The organism is Methanobrevibacter sp. (genome assembly GCA_022775905.1).
Taxonomy (GTDB): domain Archaea; phylum Methanobacteriota; class Methanobacteria; order Methanobacteriales; family Methanobacteriaceae; genus Methanocatella.
This window is the reverse complement of the sequence record JALFJX010000027.1, coordinates 12,883-32,783: the sequence shown is the minus strand read 5'-3', so window position 1 is coordinate 32,783 and position 19,901 is coordinate 12,883. Positions and strand designations below refer to the sequence as shown.

The following is a 19,901-nucleotide window of genomic DNA, read 5'->3' as shown; positions in this document are numbered from 1 at the left end:
GTTTAAATGCACTTATTTTATTTCTTTTGAACTTTTTCACTTTCTAATTCTTTAATTGCATTTTTAGTTATCCATTTATACATGACTTACAGTCAATAGCTAAAATTTCATTTGAAACTTCCAATGCTCTTTTATTTAAAAATTTATTTTTCTTTCCAATGCTTCTAAGCGCCCAATTCACGGCTTTCTTTACAAAATTACGATTATCATTAGATCCATTAATTATCAATGGGAAAAATTTTTCAAAGTAATCATTTTTCTGATTTCTTGTCATGAACTGCAATAACTGCAATTAGACTGAATGCTGTTCTTTTCTTCTGATTTTGCCCAAATGGGAATTTTATCTATTGCACTAGGCATATAATATAGGATATTTATGCATGCCTGGTCAACGATGTCCCAGTTGTCAAAATCATGAACCCATAAATCAAGCTGATTTTCTGTGACTTCATTCGGGTCTTCTATTAATGTAGCAAGTATCCGTGAATCATGATATCCATGATTCCATAATTTGATTGATAATTTATGATCAGTTCCAATATCTTTGGCTAATTTTCTCAAAACAGGCATTTTAATACCGTAAGTTTTACTGCTTCCTGCCTTAAGTCTCTTCATTGTTTTAAGATTATTTTCATCATGATTTTCATTAAAAAATTTGATTATTTCTTCAAAATCCATAATTTGACCTTTTTAATGTTAGTTGAGTAATCGTTTATATTTTAAAATGGATTGATGTAATGTTAATAAAAAATAGCTTTTAAAAAATTAAAAAATTATTTGCTTTGGTTTTTTGCTTGTTTATATGCAATATATTCTTCTTTAGTTTTAGGATTTCTGAACCTTCTATAAAATTTAACGAACATTTCAACGAAAACTCCAATTAAAACAACTCTGATTAATGTACCTTCTCTGATACCAACTAAACTGCCAAGTAACCAGAATGATGCAATAGCACCTAAAACAACAAGAGTAAAATCAATCATTTGACGTGTTAAGCTGAATTTTTTATTAATCACATCACATATTGCAAATGCAGCTCCATCTTGAGGCAATAATAATGTGTCAGATTTTGCCTCAAGCCAAATTCCAAACCCTGAAACTATGCAACTTAATACGCATAATCCTATTTTTGCAATGTAAAAATTAGGTTCTATCCATGAAAAGATTCCTAAATTGATATCTACAAAAACACCATATAATAAAGCTAAACCAAATTGTAGAACATTGATTTTTTCAAAATCATGTTTTAAAATTAAAATGATAATACAGTTCCGATTGCATAAAAAAATAATCCTGCGATGAGAATGCCATATTGGCTTATTTGATAAGGAATGCTGTCTTCACCTAATCTGTGTTTAAATCCATCAAAGAAATTATTTATTATGCTACTTCCCCCAAATGAAAATTAAATTTAACACTAATAATTTATATGTTTTTATTTATATGTTTATACATTTGATTTTTAATCAAGTATTATTGTAATATTATTCAGTTTTTGATAAAATATTTAAAAGATTATAACAAAATATTGAATTGATAATTAGAAAATTGATGAGAAAATATGAAAAATTTATTGATAGTTTCTGGTCATCCATATGCAAGTCAATCTGTTGGAAATAAAAGAATTATTGAAACTTTGAAAGAAAAGTATCCCTATGCAAGATTTGACGATTTAGCGATTCATTATCCAGATTACAACATTGATATTGAACAGGAAAAAGAAAAATTGTTATGGGCAGATATTATTGTAGTGCAATCTCCATTATTCTGGTATTCCATGACATCACTTATCATGAGATGGTTTGAAGAAGTATTTGAACACGGATGGGCATATGGTAGCCAAAATGCTCTTCAAGATAAGGAGATCATTTTAGGAATTACTGCAGGTTCTTCCAATGAAGATTATACTGAAGATGGAAAAGCAGGAATTTCTGTTAGTGAAATCATAAAACCTTATGAAGTCATTTTTGAATTCTGTAAAATGAATTATCTTGGAACAGTTTTCACCGGTGGTATGTTTAATACTGGAGACAGCACACAGGATGAAATTGAAAACATGGAAAATCTTGCAGATAAACACTGTAAAGATTTAATGAACTTAATTGAATGATTTATTCTTTTTTAGAATATTTCATATATTTTTTTTTAAAAAATTAGCTATTCATAATTTTTCTATTTAAACGGCTTATTTTTAGTTTTTAAATTAATTTTTATACTATTTTTTGAGTATTATAGTAACTTTTAATAGTATTAATTTATAAATTATTATGTAATATATTTTATTAATTTAAGAGGGTTTTTTCATGAAAAAAATTATTACATATGGAACATTTGATTTATTTCATAAAGGACACTACAACATACTTAAAAGAGCAAAGGAGTATGGTGATTATTTGGTTGTAGGTGTTACTGGTGAAAATTATGACGTTGGGCGTGGAAAGTTAAATGTTCACGATTCACTTGCAACTAGAATAGAAAATGTGCAAAAAACAGGGTTTGCAGATGAAATTATAGTTGAGGAATATCTTGGCCAGAAAATTGATGATATCATTAAATATGATATTGATTCATTTGTTATTGGTGATGATTGGGTAGGCAAATTCGATCATTTATCTAAGTACTGTAATATGGTATATCTCGAAAGAACCAAGGGTATTTCCAGCACTCAAATTAGGGAAGAAACCTTTGATCAATATGATGTGGGTATTGTTTGTGATTTCGTTGATGATAATCAGATTGTAAAAGAAGCTAAATTAGTCAATGGTTTCGAAGTTAAAAATGTTTACAGTGATGATAATAAAATATTAAATGAATTTAAGGAAAGATATGGTGTTAAAAACACTTTTGATGATTATGATGCAATGCTTGAAGAATCTGATATTATTTATGTTCATTGCGCTGCTGTTGAAAGATTTAATTACATTCAAAGAGCCCTCAAAGCAGGCAAACATGTTCTATATGATCCTCCTGCAGCATTCAGTTCAGATAAATTAATGAAATTAATGGAATTATCAAAAGAAAATAATGTCATTTTAATGGAAAATACTAAAATGGTTCATATTTATGTATTCAACCAATTATTATGGATGGCACAAGGTGGTTTAATAGGTGATATCTTAAGCTTTAACTGTTCCATATCTAAAAATGATATCACTCGTTCTAATTTATTTTATGACTTAGGTGCAATAGCATTGCTTCCAATGTTAAAAATTATGGGAGATAATTATGACAATTTTGATTTCCAAGTATCTAAAGATGGGGACAATATTGAATTTGCTTCAATGAATTTTGTCTATCCAAAAGGTAGGGCAATAATCAATGTTGGAAACACTGTTCGTGTTGATAATCAAATTGAAATCATTGGAACAGAAGGAACAATACGTATGAGAGGAGATTGGTGGAGAAGCAAAAGCTTTGAATTACATACCCCAGGTTCTAGTGATGTTCAGTTATTTAATACCAATTTTGAAGGAAATGGTTTCAAATATTTAATTAGAGACATGTCAAGGATGCTGTCTAACAATCGTATTGATTCAAAAAGTATTTTTGAAGAAGAATCATTAAAAATTGTTGAAATACTTGAATACATAAGGAAAGAGAGGTACAATAATGATTAAGGTTTTTGATTTTGAAACCTGTAAAAAAATAGGTACAAAATTATCTTCAGAAAACTTTTTTGATTGGGTTGATTTTGCTTTAAAAAATAAAACAGATTTTCAAATGCCTATTAAATCCCGTATGAGTCAAGATCATGGGGATTACTATGCTTGTATGCCTTGTATGTATGAAGATGAAAATATTGCAGGTTTAAAAATGATTGGTCGTCATTTGTTAAATCCTGGAGAAACTCGTTCAACAATGCTTGGCGATATGTTATTGTACGAAGCAGATACTGGTGTTTTAAATGCTTTAATTGACATGGAGTATATTACTACATTAAGAACTGGTGCGGCAGCTGCACATTCTGCTTTACTTTTTTCAAAAAAAGATTTTAAGACAGTTGGTCTTTTTGGTTTGGGAAATATAATGTTTGCATGTATTGATGTATTGATGTCTAAAATCAAAGACCGTGAAATTACTTTTAAATTATATAAATATCATAATCATGAAGAAAGGTTTATGGATTATTTCTCAAAGTATCCGAATATGAAATTTGAATTGTGTGATACTTATGAAGAAACAATAATTGGCAGTGATTTAATTATTTCTGCTGTTACAAGAGCCACAGAAGATTTTGCTTCTGATGAATGTTATAAAGAAGGTTGTACAGTTATACCTATTATGACATTAGGTTTCCAGAATTGTGATTTGTTTTTTGACAAAGTATTTGCTGATGAAGTTAATCAGATTAGAGGATTTAAATATTTTGACCAATTCAAATCAGTTGAGAATGTATCTGATGTATTATTGAGTAAAGTAAAAGGCCGTACTAATGATAAAGAAAGAATTTTAGTATATAATTATGGTTTGGCTATACATGATTTGTACTTTGCTTCAAAATTTTATAAAAACTCATTGGATTTGGAAAATGAAATAAAAGATAAATTTTTTATGATATAATAAAAGGAGAGATAATTATGAGTCATTTATTTACTATTGGACCAGTTGAAATGTTTCCAGAAACATTAGAAATTGGTGGAAAACAAGTACCATACTTTAGAAATGATGAGTTTTCACAGGTGGTATTTTCAGCTAGTGCTGGATTAAAAAGATTATTATTCAACGAAAATGGTGAAATTATTTTATTAACTTCATCAGGAACAGGAGCTATGGAAGCAACTGTAATGAACTGTTTTACAAAAGAAGACAACTTAATTGTAATTGAGGGTGGTTCTTTTGGTCATAGATTTGCTCAAATATGTGAAGTTCATGATATTCCACATAAATCTGTCAAAGTTGAAAATGGTGAAACTTTAACTAAAGACATGATTGAAGATGTAATTGGTGATGAAAAATTTACTGGTTTGCTTGTAAATCTTGATGAAACTTCAAACGGACAATTATATGATATTAAAATGTTATCTGAAGTTTGTTGTGAAAATGATTTAATTTTTGTTGTTGATGCAATTAGTGCTTTTTTAGCTGATGAAATCAATATGGATAAATATGGAATTGATGCAGTTATTTTAAGTTCACAAAAGGCATTATCATTGGCTCCAGGTTTATCTGTTGTTGCATTAAGTGAAAAAATATTAAAAAGAGTTGAAGTTATTGACTCAAAATCTATTTATTTCGATTTCAAAGACCATCTAAAAAATGCTGAAAGGGGACAAACTCCATTCACCCCTGCAGTTCGTATCATCATAGAATTAGATGACATGGTTAAACGTCTTGAAGAAAAAGGAATTGAAAACATTATAAAAGAAACAAATGAAATTGCTGTTTACTTTAGAAAAAGAATTAAAGAAATCGGTTTGGATTATCCTAAATATCCCTTATCCAATGCAGTTACTCCAGTATTGTTCCCAGATGAAAATGCTGATGTAATTTATAGGGAATTAATTGATAAATATGGTTTTACTGTAAATCCTAGTGGTGGAGATTTAGCTAAAAAAATGTTCCGTGTTTCTCATGTAGGTAAACATTCAATTGATGATGTTGAAGAATTGGTTGTTGCAATAGATAATCTTGTAAACAATAAATAAATTTTATAATTTTTTATATTAGGAGAAATTTGATTTGAGTAGAATGAATAAAGTACAAGAAAATCTTTTCAACTTAGTGTTGGAAATTGATGATATTTGTACTAAATATGATGTTGAATACTATTTAGCTGGTGGTACTGCATTAGGTACTGTTAGAAATCATCGTTTCTTACCTTGGGATGATGATGTTGATTTGTATATTACAAGGGATAACTGGAATAAATTAAGGAATGTTATTGAAACAGAGGATAATGTTGTTCCTGAAGGACGTACTTTTGTATATAATGGAAATACAAAGTATTATAACAATCCAATTGTTAGGTATACTGATAATACAACCACTGCAATTTATAAATCACAGGCATTACCTGGAAAAGCATGTGGTCAGCATATTGAATTTTTCATTATGGATCCAATGCCTACTGGTGAAGAAGAAATCCAGGAATATATTAAATATCTTCGTATTTACACAGAACTGATGTCCCCGTATTTTGTTGTAAACAAAAATTTATCTCTTGATGAATGGAAGGAACATTATAAATTATATGAAAAATATTGTGATAGAGTTGATTCTGAAGGTGAAGATAAAGTTCTTAAGGAATTAGAAGACAAATTACTCTATTTTTCAACTGAAGAATGTGTTGAGTTCTGTATGCGTTGGGGAATTCAAATATTAAGATATAGAAAAGAACATTTGGGAACTCCTAGATTGGAAAATTTTGAAGGTAATTTACTCCCTGTTGCTGAACAAAGTGAATGTATTTTTAGAATAGCATATGGGGATAGTTGGATGTATGTTCCAGATTATGAAGAACAAATAGTTCATAATGCTTTCCAAGATATTGAAATTCCTTTCAGTGAATACACTGATTTATATCTTGATAAAATAAATCGTGATTCTGTTTTTGAAAAATATAAAATAAATAAACGTAGTAATGCTCGTGCATTTTACAATAGAAGAAAAATTGATAGTTTAATTGCTAAAGAAAAAGTCTTTGTTCAATCTCAACATATAACTAAAAATATTGAAGGAAAAGAGGATTTCTTGCGTCAATTACAAGAAAATAAGGATTATGATGCTGTCTTTGATGAACTTAATGAATATATTTCTTTACAATTAGTTGGCGATGTTCGCAAGTATGGTATTATGGTTCCGATTTCTGATAAAAATCTTTCAACATTATTGTTATGTTATATTGAAAAAGGAGAATATTTTAATGCTAATAAGTTCTTAACTGTTCGTAAAATGCAGGAAAATCCATTATCTGATGAACTAATGAAAATAGATGATATTATTACTTTTTGTAGAAAGTTATCTGTTGCTCGTTATGATGATAAAGATGAATCCATGGTTCAATCATTAATTGACGAGTACAGTGTTAAATATCCTGATTTATTAGATATACATCGTTCAAAATTATGGATTATGGACAATAATGCAGATTCATTAGATGATTATAGGGCTATTGATGAATATTGTAAGGATATTTTAGAGATGTATCCATTTGATGGTGAAGTAATGGCTATTCAAGCTAAAGCAAAGATGGAATGTGGTTTGGATAATGAAGCAATGGATCTTTATAATAATGCGATATATAATACAAGAAATGGTCTGATTTGGCAAAAAATTGAAAATGAAACTGGTATTAGTCGTATAGATTTGGAACGTGATTTCATTGAGGAGTTAAATAATGAAGAGTAAACAAGATATACAATTAGAATTACTTGCAGAAATCGATGATATCTGTTCAAAGAATGGTTTAAAATATATTTTAATTGGTCAAACAGCTTTAAATGCATATCTTAATCATACAGTGAAAAATGGTACTAGAATGATGTCTGTTGCTATGACTATGGGGGATATGGACCGTTTTTGCGAAATCATTGAGAATGAATATAGTGATGATCGGTATGTTGAAGGTATGTTCAATAATCCTAAATTTAACCCTTCTTTCATCAATTATGGAAATAAAAATACTACTTATTTCAATATGGTTTATTTAGACAATAATATTCACAATGGAATAGAGGTTCGTATTTATCCAATACGTAAACACGCAGAATTAGATGGTACTATAATTAAGGGCTGGTCAAAAAGATTGGCTCGTGAAAGAAAATTCCGTTTAACATTAAATAGAGTTATTGTGAGTGATAAATTTTGGCATTTGAAATTAGCTACTAATGTTTTAAATAAAATTTATGCAGTAACTGGTGGACATAAACGTTATTATAATGAGATTAAAAATCGTATTTTCATTGATAAATGGGAAAATATTCAGGATTATTCTATGGTTCGTTTTCTTAAATATAACATTAGTTCAGAAATTCTAAAAGAAACAGTAAAATATGATGTTGATGGAATTAAACTTTGTTTACCTAAATGTACAGATGAATTTTTCACTGAAATGTATAATGAGAATTTCAGAGAAAAAGAAATTAAAGAACAGAAAATAAAAAGAACTGTTATTGTTGACACTGAAATTGGGTATGAGAAAGTCATTGAAGCAACAAAAGATATTATTACTGAAGCTAGAATTTGCCATGAAGAAGTGGTATGGGAAAGAAGAAAACATGATGATGAAAAAACTGCTGTTGCAAATATTTGGCGTTTAGTTAAAATGACCAATAGACAACTGGAGTTTAAAAGATACTTCAAAAATAATATTGATTATTTATTAACTTTAGATTTAGATGATGAAGAGCAATTTGAAGAAGTCTATGAAGAACTGAAAAAACCTATTTCCACATTAAGAAGATATTCCAAATTTGGAATGACATTTTCCATTGATCCAAAAACTGATGCTTTAATTGATGAGGTTTTAGTAAAATCTGGTCGTGAAAAGTTACGTAATAAGATAAATAAAATTTCAAATAAAAAGTATTTTGTTGAATGATTTTTTTATTAAAAAAATTAGAGAATTTAATTTTAAATTCTCCAATACTTTTTTTATTTATTCTTTTTAGAATAGTTCATCCTAATTAAATTAAAAGCAACAACAAGAATTAATATAATCACTCTCCAGTACCAAGCAATTGGAGCAAAAAGCAAACAGTAAAGTAGAATTACTCCAACTATTCCATGTGTAAGAAGATTTTTCCAGTCTGTTAAATATGTTTTTAATCCGTCAATGAGTTTCATCGCATTACCTTTATTTTTTTAATTAATTAAATATTTGAACTTTATATTATATTAGAGTACTGATTATCAAATCAGTTCTAAAAATGCATTTTTTAAATCTGTTAGAAATCTCTTTTGAGTTTCAACACTTGTACTTGAAGTGATAAAAAGGGATTTAAATCTTCAAGTTCAACTAATAAAAGCTTTCCTGTTTTTGTTCTGCATGCATCCACTCTTTGAATTCCATGTTTAATATCATTCCATTCAATGAATTTTCTTGCAAATTTAAGATCATCTTCTGTTGGTGCATATTCCTTGAGTTCCCAACGTTTTTTTGAATTAGGTGTATACCTTGAATATTCAAATTTTTCATTGATAAAATAAAATGAAACTTCATATTCGAAATCTATTGCCGGTTCTATTAGCATTTTCTTCCCTTTTAAATCTTTATTCAGTAATTCCTCATCAGAAAGTTTTTCAAGACCTATTGAATCTGCCCCATCCTTAGGTTTTATATATAAAAATCAGACTTTGGAAGTTTTTCAGAATTGTTAATATCATCTATTGTGGGGATTACAGGATAATTATTTTCTGTTAATTCAATAAGATACTGTTTACCGTTCATATCTGCTTTTCCTGTGATTTCATTAAAAGTTAAAAGGTCTTTTTCATGTACTCTTGATTTGAATAAGTCATATTCTTTCTGATAAAAAATAACAGAACCAGTATTTCTAAATACAATTAGATCTGCATTATCTTCAAAAACTTCAGCATCTTTTGGATGACATATTGCTATGTTAAAATCCTTCTTGCAATTGTTTTATGATAAATAAATCTTCTTCGTAGTAATTTCGCCCTTTTGCTTCATAAAAAAGATCAGTTAAATAAAGAATGCTTTTCATATTATCCTCTCAGTTAATTATCTTTTAATATTAATTAAAACTTATTATAATACATTAATTATATATATTATAAGAAATATATCACATATGGTATAAACTTGATATAACTTGATAGTTATTAGTTTATAAGTTGTACTATTAATGGATGATAATTCAAGAAAATATTGTTCAGAATTTAATGAATTTGTAAAAAAGCTTTATTAAAATACATATTCTAAAAAGGAGATTTTTATGAAAAAAGTAATTTTAGTAATATTAATGCTTTTTACATTAGCTTCAATCGGATTCGTATGTGCAGATGATTCTTCAGATGATGTGGAAACTGGACATATGTATATCCGTACAAATGGTGAATTCAATCCAAAAGACGTCGACAGTAATAAGACATATACAAGTAACTCAGTAACAGAATATCTTCCAATCACTGATTCTGGTGATTCTTATAAGGGATCTTTGAATCAGGTATCTGTAAATGTTTCTGCTCTTAAAAAAGATGGGGAGGAACATGGTAATGTTTGGAGTCATATTGTTGATAAAAATGGTAATGATATAAGTAAGGGCAGTTCCACAGGTGAAGTGAACTTAAACAAATATTTCAATATTTCTGATGAATTTGCTAATTATTTAAATGAATTGGGAAATAAGGGAATTGGTTATAATGAGAATGTATCTAATACAATCTTAAAAACCTGGTATCCAGATATATGGGAAAACGTAAATAATTTACATATCAATACAACAAAAGATGGATATAAGTTCTTTGCTTATGTTATTAAAAAACAGTCTGATGGAATACATATTGATGGTGTTTTAGTCTCTGCTTTCGTATTCAAAGTAGTTGAGATTAAAAATGACATGAATGGTGAAAATCCTGATGCTGATATTGGGGAGATTCTTAAGAATTTGGATGATGATATAAGCAATTATGATGATGAACCGGAGAATCTTACTGCAACCAATACAACTGAAGACACAATTGAAGATGACTTAAATAATGATACAACAGAAAACACAACTGGATTTGATCCATTGGGTGAAGAAAATGTTGATACTGTATTAGAAAATAGTTCTGATGATGATGTTTCAGAAGAAACCAATGGGCCTGAAGTATCTGATTCAAATGAACCTAAAATAGTAACTGACAGTCACGCTACTGGTAATCCAATATTGTTGATCATTATTGTTATTGGTTTGCTTGCTGGAGCATATGTAAAAAGATAAAATTCTTAAATAGTAATTTCCTAGGGCATCACTGCCCTATTTGCTATTTTTTTTTTAATATAACTTTTTTTAAAAAATAGATTAATTTGCACTTGGTTTAATTGGTGCTAAATTATTTAATTCATTGATTTGAGATAAAATTTTACCTCCATCATTGAAAGTATTGTTGTTAATGACGTATACATCTATCAATGCTTTTTTATCATTTATTAACTATTTCAAGTGAACCGGTAAGTTTTAAACCGTCATCCGTATAATTGCTGATCTTTCCAATATCAATATGTAAAGTATTGGCAATACTTTCATAATATCTGCCGTAATCTGCATCAGCATATCCAACAACCATTAAATGAATATTGTCTTTAATTGCTGAATGCACTCCTGTTTTATTAAAATCATTGGGTAATTTTATATCATTTATATCGATGCTACTGTATGCTTTATCATCATGAGCTGAAGCAACACCAATGGCCAATAATAAGAAGATTAAAATAATCATAATTTTTTTAAACATATAATAACTCCTTTTTTTGTTTATTATAAATATATAATTTCATTGTTAAATATTTTTTACAAAAAACATACGGAAATTAACTTTAATGTAAAAAACAAATAATAGATGGTAGAAAAATTTGCAGAAATAAATCAATGTTAATAAATGCAGCATTAAAAAAAGGAATGTGGTTTTTGATGACAAATTATATTAAATTCTGTTTAAAAATGATACAGAAACACGAAAAAGAGTATCCTGATTTGCCAACTGATATGCTTGTAGATATTATAGATGTAACTTTAAATCGAGCTCCTGCATTATATTTCACACGAGAACAAGTGCAAAATCATCAAGAATTCTGTATTATGTGTGGAAAATACTGTAAATATTTGGATTGCAAATATTTTAATGGTAAGACCTGCGATAATCATGGTGCACATTATACATTTTGTAAAGACTATCCATTGTATGATTTGGAGGGTAATGTGGCTTTGGCATTAGATCCAGAATGTAATTTTGCAATTAAAATAGCTGAAATAGTATTGGATAAAGAAATTAAGAAAAATTAGATTTATTGGGTGTTGATTAAATGATTGTGTATAGAAGACAGCTAACTGAAGATGATATTTCCCAATTAAAAAAAGATGAGCAATTGATTTATTATTATAACAATAATATAGCATTTACTGTAAATAATAATGTCGGAGAATATGTTTTGAGAAAAAGATTGATATATGATGATAAATTGCTTGAGGAACATTCAGTTAGAACAATTGCTCAGGTTATGAAAATAATAAAAAATTAATTCATTGAAAGTGAAAATAGGGCAAAAATATCACTGATAATATCTGTTTATATTGATAAGTTAATAGTAAGAGGAATTGGTGAATATAATGGGCAAAAAAGAATTTTGGTTGATGTTAAAAATTAATATGGTTTTTTTAATGGAGAATATTTTATAATCAAAAGATTAAATATTATTAATTAATACACTTTAGGATGATATCATGAATATTTTAATATCCAATGACGATGGAGTTAATGCACCTGGAATATTGGCTGCAAAACAGGCTGTTGAAGATTTGGCTAATGTATATGTTGTAGCACCAGATAAGAACAATAGTAGTGTGGGCCGTCGTATTTCACTGTTTAAACATTTGAAACTTGAATCATGTGAACTTGAAGATGGAAGCAAAGCATATTCTGTTTCAGGTAGTCCTGCAGATGCAGTAATTGTTGGTGCTGATTATGTAATGGATGAAAAACCGGATTTGGTGATAACCGGAATAAATCAGGGTGTGAACATTAGCTGTGATGTAACTTCATCAGGTACAGTATGCGCTGCCTTTGAAGCGGTCAGTATGGGAATTCCTGCAATTGCAGTTTCATTATTCATTGATCCAAAAACTTCTTACAAACAAGACGAAAATGGGGAATGGTATGTAGATTATGACTTCACTTTAGCGAAAAAAGTCTTGCATGATTTAGTATTGAAGATTATCGATAAAGGATTCCCTAAAGATGTTGACTTATTTAATTTAAATGTACCGACAAATCATGAATCTGAAGAGGTCAAGATTACTAATCTGTCACACAACATGCTTGACAAGAAAGTCATCGATAATACTGATGAGGAAAAAAGTGAAATCTTCAATTATCATCTAGAAGAAAATCAGAAAAGTGATGATTTAATCATGATTGCATCAGATCTTATTAAGGAATATGAAGAGGGAAGCGACGGATATGCATTATTTGTTGAAAAATGCCCTAGTTTAACTCCACTTAATGTTGATATGACTTCTAAAAATCTAAAAGAGTGGTAATTTGGAGATTTATAATGAACCGTGATGAACTGGAAAATTATATTTTAGAAAATTATTCTTCAGAAATTGACTTTCCATGGGCTAAATTCCCAAATTATGAAGTATTCCGTCATAAAGATAATAGAAAATGGTTTGCTTTGATTATGGATGTTTCAAAGAATAAACTTGAATTGGAAGGGGATGAAAGTATGGATGTTGTAAATTTCAAGTGTGATCCAATACTTATAGATTCATTAAGAAATGAGGATGGCTTTTTTCCAGCATATCATATGAATAAAGAGCACTGGATTACTGTTTCTCTCGATGATGTTTGTGATGAAAAAATAAAGATGTTATTGGATATAAGTTTTGAATTAACTTTATCTAAATAATTATTTTTATCGAGTTTTAGTTGAATAATGCATAGAGTTGAGATAATGATTCGTGAAATGGAAAAGTATGGCTGGCAGAGGGTTTTGGAAATATACTTTCAGGGTTTGGAAAGTGGGATTGCAACCTTTGAAAGAACATGCCTCACATATGATGGTTGGAACTAAAATCCTTTGTCATTTTGTCGTTATGTGGCTGTTGAAAGATAAAGTTGTAGGATGGATTGCACTTAGTCATACATTAAGTAGAGCTACCTATAGTGGATCTGTAGAAGTGAGAATATATGTTGATGATTCTTTTAAGCAAAAAGGAATAGGTTATAAATTAATGCAGGAAATTATCCGTATTGCTCCTAAAAAAGGGATTTGGAGTTTGTATGCAGCAATTTTTTCGATAAATGTTGTAAGCATTAAATTTCATGAAAAATGTGGGTTTAGAAAAATTAGATATCGAGAACGCATAGATAAAGACAAATTTGGAAAATGGTAGAACACAACACTAATGGAATTTAGATGGTAATTATTTTGTCAATAAAACTTTAGTTTTTCATGTTTTCATTCTATTTGTTGTACTTTTTGAATGTTTTCTACTGAATTATTCAAAACAATATTTCGTGAAAGAAAAAGACTAAAACTAAAAACATGAGGGATGATTATGGTTTTTGATAAATTTAAAAGATTAATTAAATTTAATAATGAAAATTATTGGTATGATGATGAAAATCAATATTTTTATGTTCCTAATACAAATAATCAAATTAAAATTACTGCATTCCAAGCATTGGTTATTATAGGTGATTTCACAGTTTTAGAATGGAGTGCGGAAGATATTTTTAACACCTGTGATTGGGAAACTGATGTGAAATTAAAAGACATAGAAATCTTTATTTCAAAATATTCTGAAGGATTAATGGATAAAGTTATTGCATGGATTTGTGATAATAATATAGAATGTTCTAATGAAGATAAGTTTGATTATCTTGCCAAATATAATTTAAAATAATTTTTCTTTTTCTTTTTGTTCTTTTTTTTTAATCTATTTCGTATTTACTGAATGTTTTCTACTGAATTATTCAAAACAATAAAAAGAGGTTTAAAGTAAGGATATTTACTAAGAAAAGATTCAATCTCCCAATTAATATAATCATAATAATCATCATAAGGATTAGCCCTTTGGTGCTCCATAATTTTATTCCACCACAAATCCTTATTTTTAACTTTAGAACCTAATTTCATAGATATTTCTAGAGGTAATGAACTTTTAATTTCAAAAGGAATCCAATCTTCTAAAGCCATTAATTCCTCATAAAATTCTTTTAAAACAGTTTTATTAATTTCATATTTTTGTTCACCCATTCTAATCACTTCATGTCAATAATATGATTACTGCTTCTTTAGTTTCATAATTTTTGTATAACGTTTTATATTTAGTATTTATTGGTAATAACCATTCTTCATGATTGTGATTTATACCGTGATGTTTTTTCATGATTTCTTCAAGATATGCTCCATTAACATCTTTTGGAGCTAAAATTGAAATATGGAAATCACCATAATTTTTCTTTTTTATTGCATGATCATTGAATGAAGTTGAAATTGGAGTTTCAAATTTACCAATTTTTCCAACATCTTCTATAAAAAAGTCAGAACTTACTCTCCTATGTAATAACGTGTTATGTTGAATGTTATTATATTTGTTAATCACCTTATTTAATCTTTGGATATAACTTAAAAAAAACTTTTTTTGAGATTCAGAAACCTTATCAATTTTTCTTAAATACCTATTTAAAGGCCCAGAATCCATCCCCCATTCAACAATAAAATGTTCCTCAATAACGTCTAAATTAGGTATTGGATATTCATTTTGTAATTTTTTTCTTGTTTTATTTGCATTTTTACTGAACTCTTTAGTATAATCATAGTATTCCTTTTTAAGATTCTCAACATATTTCTTATTTAACCTACTTAAAAAATTATTTTTCTTTTTATTAATTGAAGATTTAATTTGTTTAAGTTTAGATTTAATTTTAGAAGTTATTGATTGAGAATTATTTTTAATAAACACTTCACTATTAACGTTGAATGTGGTTTTCTTTCGTAAATTAGTATTTACTGAATGTTTTCTACTGAATTATTCAAAAGTTAAATGAGCTGATTTTTAAAATGAAAACTGTTCTCAGATTTGAAGATAAAAAGGTAATGAAAAATTGAATCTACTAAAAGTAGTTATTCAGGCACATTATTCATATAATTAATAGCATGAGAGCTTATGATAAGTAAGATACTGGCAAGTTTCAAAATACGTGAATTTACTAAAATTATTTCTATGTCAAAGAAAATTATTTGTAATTAGTTGTTTCATTAGGAGTTATTTTTGCTAAAAGGGTTATTGATGGTGATGACAGTAATATAGAGATAATGAGAATTTTAATTTTGATTCAAATAATACTGGTGTGAATAATTTAATAAATCAGTAACTTTGATAAAAAAGCCCCAGAATCAAAAAAAGTTGTAAACGAAAACAAAGTTACAAGAATACTCATGTAACCTAAACAGTTAAGACAAACTGGTCTTCGATTGATGTTTGGTTTTAGTATTAAGGGTGTGAGTTTTGTTCTTATTTCATAAGAAAAAATAAACAATAAATGATTTATTTAATTTAATCATTTTTAAAATAAAAAAATTAGTACTAAAAAGTACTAATTACCATGTACGAGAGTTTAACTCTCTAAATTGTGCTGATGTGGATACATGGGAGTTAAGACCACCATCTACATTGATTATTTGTCCAGTAACATATTCACTTTCATCAGATGCGAAATATACGCACATATGACCTATATCTTCTGGACCACCATAACGGTTTACCATGATATTACTTAAGAAAATGTTTCTTAAGACTTCAGGCACATTTGCTTCATTTTCTGGAGTTACTATTAATCCAGGACGTACACAGTTACAACGAATATTATCTTTACCATATTGGAGTGCGGTGTATTGTGTAAGCATGTCAACACCAGATTTAGCACATGCATAAGCAGTAGAACCTAAATCCCCACCACATGATGCCATTGATCCAATGTTTATAATAGATCCACCATTTTCATTTTTTTGTAAGTATGGAATTACACATTTTGTAGCATAGAATGTACCGCGTAAATCACTCTCAAAGATAGCATCCCACATGTCTATAGTCAATTCACTAATACTTCCGTCTTTTAGAGCTACATTAGCAGCATTGTTTACTAAAATGTCAATATTTCCATATTTTTCTGCAGTATCATCAATTAATTTTTCAATACTGTCAGTGTCAGTAATATCAAAGAAGTGATAATAAGCTTCTCCTCCTTCTTTTGTGATATTATCAACAACTGCTTGTCCTTTTTCTTCTCTACGTCCACAAATAACTACTTTAGCACCTTCTTCAGCAAATAATCTAGCAATACCGATTCCAATACCACTTGTAGAACCAGTAATGATAGCTACTTTATCTTTTAATCTATCCATGAACATTTCCTCCTTAAAATAAAGTGTAATTAAAACACTACATAATTGTTTATAATCTGGTATATATTAATTAATCGATTTGGGTAATGTTTGTTTTTTTGGTTATTGTCTCCATAAAATCAGGTGATTAATGAATAATTGAGTATTTGTTAAAATCATTTAGGTATTTACTGAATGTTTTCTACTGAATTATTCAAAACTTTATAAAAATAACGAAAATCTAATTGGAAAATTATTCAAATAATAACATAAATGATTAAAATGAATATTCAAGATAGAATTATACAATTAAATTTAGAACATACTGGAGATAAGATAGAGATTGGAGATGTGTTTTTAACTATTATTTCAAAATTTCAATTATTTGAACCATGTTTATATCTATCAGAAGATGAAGAATGGCTTAATATAGCATTAGTTTCTCTTGAAAATGATAAATATTCACAATCAATGTCGATTCTTAAAAAAGAAATAACTGCTTTTGGTGTTTTTAACAGGGAAGATATTGATGTACCTATCCAACCAATAGCTTCACAGGATTTGTACCAATGAAAAAAATATTTATAGATGCTAATTTTGATGTAAATGATATTACATTTAAAATTAACAAAATCATGGCAAAATGGTCCATTCAACTTTTAGATATTAATGGACCAAATTGGATAATATTTGACTATGATATGGAAATTAAATTTGTTTTAATATTCGATGTTGACTTTAATGATATTGAAACACGTATAAAACTAGAAGATTTGAAATTAAATGTTATCCATCATATTGAAAGCTTAAAAGATGAGACAACTTACCGAGATAACTTAATTAATGCTGTCTTTTTCGATTAAAAAAGAAAAATATTTTTAAGTAGTTAAACGAAAATTACTTATCTTTTTATTAATATAAAACTAAAGTATGTTAAAAACTAAAAACCGAATTTTTTATTTTGATTTTTTAAGGTGTTTTGCAATTTTGGCAGTTATTGCGTGTCATGTTTTTGCAGGGATTGTCTTAAAAAAGAAGATATTTGGTTCTACATTTTGGTTTTATTCTTTATTTCTTAATTCTTTAAGGGACATTGGAGTACCATTATTTGTAATGATAAGTGGTGCATTATTACTTAATAGAAAAGATTCATTGATTAAATTTATTAAGAAAAGAATGAGTCGAGTAGTTGTTCCTTATGTATTTTGGATGTTGATTTTCGTTATCTTTTTGTATGTTTTTGCAAATATGGGATTTTATTTTGGTGGAAAAGTATCATTTATAGATGCTTTTTTCAAAATATTCACTGTTAGTTATCCAAAAGGAATTCCAAAAGTATACTGGTTTGTTCAGATGCTTATTATTGTTTATGCTTTAATTTTTATTTTAAATAAGATTAATGAAGTTTATCCAAATATACTTAAAATAGCTTTAATAATTAGTTTAATTACTATTGTTTTAATGAATTTTGGATTTATAAATTATGGAAAACCATTTAATTATCCTTTCTTTTTTGTTTTTGCTATATTAGGATATTATTTATCTAAAACAGATTTCACATCTAAATCCCTAAAAATTAATGAAAATAAATTAACAATTGTATTTCTTATTTTATCAATTATTCTGTATATATTACAAGTTTCAGTCATAGCTAAAAACTCATTAGATTTAAATAAGTTTATTCAAATCTCTCAATTTAGTTTCTTGAATATTATAATTGTAAGCTTTGTATTTTTATTTGCAAGATATTTTTCTCTATCTCACGGTTCTATTAAAAAGGTTTATGATAAAATTAAAGATTCTAAAGTAGGAGATGTTATTAACTCAATTAGTATTACTAGTTTTGGGATTTATTTATGTCATATGATTGTATTTATTTCATTAAAAGTAGCATTAGATTCTTTTGAAAAACAATGGGGAGATCCAATATTTTTCAATGTGTTATTCATATTAACAATTATTTTTTCCTGGGGTATTATTCTTATTTTAAATAAAATTCCATATCTCAATAGAATTTCTGGTGTTGGTTAATTAATAAAATAATATTGAAACTTTGTTTATTTTTTTTACAAAATATATATGTATAATAATTAATATAAATAATAAAAAACTATCTAAAGGGATAAAGTATTTACTGAATGTTTTCTACTGAATTATTCAAAACACAATTAAATTTCCACCATTACGTATAGCGCCACCTCTATCACCAGCACTATTGCTCATAAATACAGAATTATATACCTCTGTTACACTGTCTGTGAAACTGGATACTGCTCCACTATATTCCCCCGCACTATTGTTATCAAATGTAGAATCATTTATATCTAATTGACCACCATTGTTACGAATAGCACCTCCTATACTAGAAGCACTATTATTTTTAAATGTAGAATTAGCAATAATGGATTTCGCATTATTTTGATTTGAAATTGCTCCACCGTAAGATGCTTTATTGTTTGAAAAGTTTGAGTTTGAAATATTTAATTTTCCTTCAGCGTATAATGCTCCCCCTCTATAATTAGCACGATTATTTGTAAAAGTGGAATTATCAATAATGATATCCCATATGAACAAGAAATTGCACCTCCTCTATCTCCAGCACTATTGGAATCAAAAGTACAATTATATATTTTATTCATCTTATAACTGGCGATAGCTCCACCTTCTTTATCTGCAATATTAAAATTGAAAGAACAATTTCTAAGATCTACAGTACCTGCGTTATAAATAGCCCCACCATCTTCTCCTGGAGCATAACCATTAATTATATTTACATTAATTAATGTCAATGATTCTGAAACTTGAAATACTCTTACAATATGATTACAATCAATTGTATAATTAT

At 27.7% G+C, this 19,901-nt stretch carries 24 protein-coding genes and 1 pseudogene; 16 read left to right on the top strand and 9 right to left on the bottom strand.

Annotated features, from left to right (window positions below):
• Nucleotides 1-67: 67 nt before the first annotated feature.
• Nucleotides 68-615 (bottom strand): annotated as a pseudogene (locus tag MR875_08150) (DNA alkylation repair protein).
• 158 nt (nucleotides 616-773) lie between these two features.
• Complete coding sequence (locus MR875_08145) at nucleotides 774-1,052, bottom strand: hypothetical protein (GenBank protein ID MCI6994806.1); 279 nt, start codon at nucleotides 1,050-1,052, stop codon at nucleotides 774-776.
• 509 nt (nucleotides 1,053-1,561) lie between these two features.
• Here MR875_08145 and MR875_08140 point away from each other — a divergent pair.
• From MR875_08140 to MR875_08115, 6 genes are all read left to right on the top strand, one after another.
• The gene (locus tag MR875_08140; protein MCI6994805.1) at nucleotides 1,562-2,110 is read left to right on the top strand and encodes an NAD(P)H-dependent oxidoreductase; all 549 of its coding nucleotides are present in this window, start codon (nucleotides 1,562-1,564) and stop codon (nucleotides 2,108-2,110) included.
• A gap of 193 nt (nucleotides 2,111-2,303) precedes the next feature.
• Nucleotides 2,304-3,617, top strand: a complete 1,314-nt coding sequence (locus MR875_08135; GenBank protein MCI6994804.1) for an adenylyltransferase/cytidyltransferase family protein — start codon at nucleotides 2,304-2,306, stop codon at nucleotides 3,615-3,617.
• A complete protein-coding gene (locus MR875_08130) occupies nucleotides 3,610-4,560 on the top strand; it encodes an ornithine cyclodeaminase (GenBank protein MCI6994803.1) in 951 nt (316 codons plus the stop codon). The genes MR875_08135 and MR875_08130 overlap by 8 nt, the downstream gene beginning before the upstream one ends.
• 17 nt (nucleotides 4,561-4,577) lie before the next feature.
• Entirely contained in the window at nucleotides 4,578-5,645 is a 1,068-nt protein-coding gene (locus MR875_08125; GenBank protein MCI6994802.1) for an aminotransferase class V-fold PLP-dependent enzyme, read from the top strand.
• Nucleotides 5,646-5,688: 43 nt separating this feature from the next.
• Nucleotides 5,689-7,347: a LicD family protein gene (locus MR875_08120; protein ID MCI6994801.1), complete on the top strand. Its 1,659-nt coding sequence runs from the start codon at nucleotides 5,689-5,691 to the stop codon at nucleotides 7,345-7,347.
• On the top strand, nucleotides 7,337-8,539 hold the full coding sequence (locus MR875_08115) for a hypothetical protein (GenBank protein ID MCI6994800.1): 1,203 nt from the start codon (nucleotides 7,337-7,339) through the stop codon (nucleotides 8,537-8,539). The genes MR875_08120 and MR875_08115 overlap by 11 nt, the downstream gene beginning before the upstream one ends.
• Nucleotides 8,540-8,592: 53 nt before the next feature.
• On the opposite strand, the gene MR875_08110 is transcribed toward MR875_08115, so the two are convergent.
• A complete protein-coding gene (locus MR875_08110) occupies nucleotides 8,593-8,784 on the bottom strand; it encodes a hypothetical protein (protein MCI6994799.1) in 192 nt (63 codons plus the stop codon).
• A 101-nt stretch (nucleotides 8,785-8,885) separates the two neighbouring features.
• Nucleotides 8,886-9,191 carry a hypothetical protein gene (locus tag MR875_08105; protein ID MCI6994798.1) on the bottom strand — a complete coding sequence of 102 codons (306 nt, stop codon included), beginning with the start codon at nucleotides 9,189-9,191 and terminating at the stop codon, nucleotides 8,886-8,888.
• 705 nt (nucleotides 9,192-9,896) lie between these two features.
• Between MR875_08105 and MR875_08100 the strand changes: the two genes are divergently transcribed.
• Nucleotides 9,897-10,886, top strand: coding sequence for a hypothetical protein (locus MR875_08100; protein MCI6994797.1), 990 nt, complete (start codon nucleotides 9,897-9,899; stop codon nucleotides 10,884-10,886).
• 202 nt (nucleotides 10,887-11,088) lie between these two features.
• On the opposite strand, the gene MR875_08095 is transcribed toward MR875_08100, so the two are convergent.
• The gene (locus MR875_08095; GenBank protein ID MCI6994796.1) at nucleotides 11,089-11,400 is read right to left on the bottom strand and encodes a hypothetical protein; all 312 of its coding nucleotides are present in this window, start codon (nucleotides 11,398-11,400) and stop codon (nucleotides 11,089-11,091) included.
• Between the two features lie 176 nt (nucleotides 11,401-11,576).
• Here MR875_08095 and MR875_08090 point away from each other — a divergent pair, with 176 nt between their 5' ends.
• The 6 genes from MR875_08090 (at nucleotide 11,577) to MR875_08065 (ending at nucleotide 14,573) form a co-directional block, all read left to right on the top strand.
• Nucleotides 11,577-11,948, top strand: coding sequence for a hypothetical protein (locus MR875_08090; protein ID MCI6994795.1), 372 nt, complete (start codon nucleotides 11,577-11,579; stop codon nucleotides 11,946-11,948).
• 20 nt (nucleotides 11,949-11,968) lie between these two features.
• Nucleotides 11,969-12,184, top strand: coding sequence for a hypothetical protein (locus tag MR875_08085; GenBank protein MCI6994794.1), 216 nt, complete (start codon nucleotides 11,969-11,971; stop codon nucleotides 12,182-12,184).
• A gap of 202 nt (nucleotides 12,185-12,386) precedes the next feature.
• Nucleotides 12,387-13,202 carry a 5'/3'-nucleotidase SurE gene (surE, locus tag MR875_08080; GenBank protein MCI6994793.1) on the top strand — a complete coding sequence of 272 codons (816 nt, stop codon included), beginning with the start codon at nucleotides 12,387-12,389 and terminating at the stop codon, nucleotides 13,200-13,202.
• 14 nt (nucleotides 13,203-13,216) lie between these two features.
• A complete protein-coding gene (locus MR875_08075; GenBank protein ID MCI6994792.1) occupies nucleotides 13,217-13,573 on the top strand; it encodes an MmcQ/YjbR family DNA-binding protein in 357 nt (118 codons plus the stop codon).
• 52 nt (nucleotides 13,574-13,625) lie between these two features.
• Nucleotides 13,626-14,060 carry an N-acetyltransferase family protein gene (locus tag MR875_08070; protein ID MCI6994791.1) on the top strand — a complete coding sequence of 145 codons (435 nt, stop codon included), beginning with the start codon at nucleotides 13,626-13,628 and terminating at the stop codon, nucleotides 14,058-14,060.
• Between the two features lie 165 nt (nucleotides 14,061-14,225).
• Nucleotides 14,226-14,573, top strand: coding sequence for a hypothetical protein (locus tag MR875_08065; protein MCI6994790.1), 348 nt, complete (start codon nucleotides 14,226-14,228; stop codon nucleotides 14,571-14,573).
• Between the two features lie 44 nt (nucleotides 14,574-14,617).
• Here MR875_08065 and MR875_08060 read toward each other — a convergent pair whose 3' ends face one another.
• The 3 genes from MR875_08060 to MR875_08050 form a co-directional block, all read right to left on the bottom strand.
• Nucleotides 14,618-14,926, bottom strand: coding sequence for a heat-shock protein (locus MR875_08060; protein ID MCI6994789.1), 309 nt, complete (start codon nucleotides 14,924-14,926; stop codon nucleotides 14,618-14,620).
• 10 nt (nucleotides 14,927-14,936) lie between these two features.
• Nucleotides 14,937-15,635 (bottom strand): hypothetical protein, encoded by a 699-nt coding sequence (locus tag MR875_08055; GenBank protein MCI6994788.1) that lies wholly within the window; start codon nucleotides 15,633-15,635, stop codon nucleotides 14,937-14,939.
• Nucleotides 15,636-16,273: 638 nt separating this feature from the next.
• A complete protein-coding gene (locus tag MR875_08050; protein ID MCI6994787.1) occupies nucleotides 16,274-17,077 on the bottom strand; it encodes an SDR family oxidoreductase in 804 nt (267 codons plus the stop codon).
• A 261-nt stretch (nucleotides 17,078-17,338) separates the two neighbouring features.
• Here MR875_08050 and MR875_08045 point away from each other — a divergent pair, with 261 nt between their 5' ends.
• The 3 genes from MR875_08045 to MR875_08035 all read left to right on the top strand — a co-directional run bounded on the left by MR875_08045 (nucleotide 17,339) and on the right by MR875_08035 (nucleotide 19,087).
• Nucleotides 17,339-17,629, top strand: a complete 291-nt coding sequence (locus tag MR875_08045; protein ID MCI6994786.1) for a hypothetical protein — start codon at nucleotides 17,339-17,341, stop codon at nucleotides 17,627-17,629.
• Nucleotides 17,626-17,919: a hypothetical protein gene (locus MR875_08040; protein MCI6994785.1), complete on the top strand. Its 294-nt coding sequence runs from the start codon at nucleotides 17,626-17,628 to the stop codon at nucleotides 17,917-17,919. The genes MR875_08045 and MR875_08040 overlap by 4 nt, the downstream gene beginning before the upstream one ends.
• Before the next feature lie 67 nt (nucleotides 17,920-17,986).
• Nucleotides 17,987-19,087, top strand: coding sequence for an acyltransferase (locus tag MR875_08035; GenBank protein MCI6994784.1), 1,101 nt, complete (start codon nucleotides 17,987-17,989; stop codon nucleotides 19,085-19,087).
• A 126-nt stretch (nucleotides 19,088-19,213) separates the two neighbouring features.
• Here the strand turns inward: MR875_08035 and MR875_08030 are convergent, their stop codons facing one another.
• On the bottom strand, nucleotides 19,214-19,630 hold the full coding sequence (locus tag MR875_08030) for a hypothetical protein (protein MCI6994783.1): 417 nt from the start codon (nucleotides 19,628-19,630) through the stop codon (nucleotides 19,214-19,216).
• Nucleotides 19,631-19,901 lie beyond the last annotated feature (271 nt).

Coding starts and splice junctions, on each gene's coding strand:
- MR875_08035 (MCI6994784.1), top strand. CDS start 17,987: ATGTTAAAAACTAAAAACCGAATTTTTTATTTTGATTTTTTAAGGTGT.
- MR875_08090 (MCI6994795.1), top strand. CDS start 11,577: ATGACAAATTATATTAAATTCTGTTTAAAAATGATACAGAAACACGAA.
- MR875_08140 (MCI6994805.1), top strand. CDS start 1,562: ATGAAAAATTTATTGATAGTTTCTGGTCATCCATATGCAAGTCAATCT.
- MR875_08060 (MCI6994789.1), bottom strand. CDS start 14,926: ATGGGTGAACAAAAATATGAAATTAATAAAACTGTTTTAAAAGAATTT.
- MR875_08110 (MCI6994799.1), bottom strand. CDS start 8,784: ATGAAACTCATTGACGGATTAAAAACATATTTAACAGACTGGAAAAAT.
- surE (MCI6994793.1), top strand. CDS start 12,387: ATGAATATTTTAATATCCAATGACGATGGAGTTAATGCACCTGGAATA.
- MR875_08120 (MCI6994801.1), top strand. CDS start 5,689: ATGAATAAAGTACAAGAAAATCTTTTCAACTTAGTGTTGGAAATTGAT.
- MR875_08125 (MCI6994802.1), top strand. CDS start 4,578: ATGAGTCATTTATTTACTATTGGACCAGTTGAAATGTTTCCAGAAACA.
- MR875_08045 (MCI6994786.1), top strand. CDS start 17,339: ATGAATATTCAAGATAGAATTATACAATTAAATTTAGAACATACTGGA.
- MR875_08100 (MCI6994797.1), top strand. CDS start 9,897: ATGAAAAAAGTAATTTTAGTAATATTAATGCTTTTTACATTAGCTTCA.
- MR875_08040 (MCI6994785.1), top strand. CDS start 17,626: ATGAAAAAAATATTTATAGATGCTAATTTTGATGTAAATGATATTACA.
- MR875_08135 (MCI6994804.1), top strand. CDS start 2,304: ATGAAAAAAATTATTACATATGGAACATTTGATTTATTTCATAAAGGA.
- MR875_08075 (MCI6994792.1), top strand. CDS start 13,217: ATGAACCGTGATGAACTGGAAAATTATATTTTAGAAAATTATTCTTCA.
- MR875_08085 (MCI6994794.1), top strand. CDS start 11,969: ATGATTGTGTATAGAAGACAGCTAACTGAAGATGATATTTCCCAATTA.
- MR875_08105 (MCI6994798.1), bottom strand. CDS start 9,191: ATGCTAATAGAACCGGCAATAGATTTCGAATATGAAGTTTCATTTTAT.
- MR875_08130 (MCI6994803.1), top strand. CDS start 3,610: ATGATTAAGGTTTTTGATTTTGAAACCTGTAAAAAAATAGGTACAAAA.
- MR875_08115 (MCI6994800.1), top strand. CDS start 7,337: ATGAAGAGTAAACAAGATATACAATTAGAATTACTTGCAGAAATCGAT.
- MR875_08050 (MCI6994787.1), bottom strand. CDS start 17,077: ATGGATAGATTAAAAGATAAAGTAGCTATCATTACTGGTTCTACAAGT.
- MR875_08065 (MCI6994790.1), top strand. CDS start 14,226: ATGGTTTTTGATAAATTTAAAAGATTAATTAAATTTAATAATGAAAAT.
- MR875_08095 (MCI6994796.1), bottom strand. CDS start 11,400: ATGTTTAAAAAAATTATGATTATTTTAATCTTCTTATTATTGGCCATT.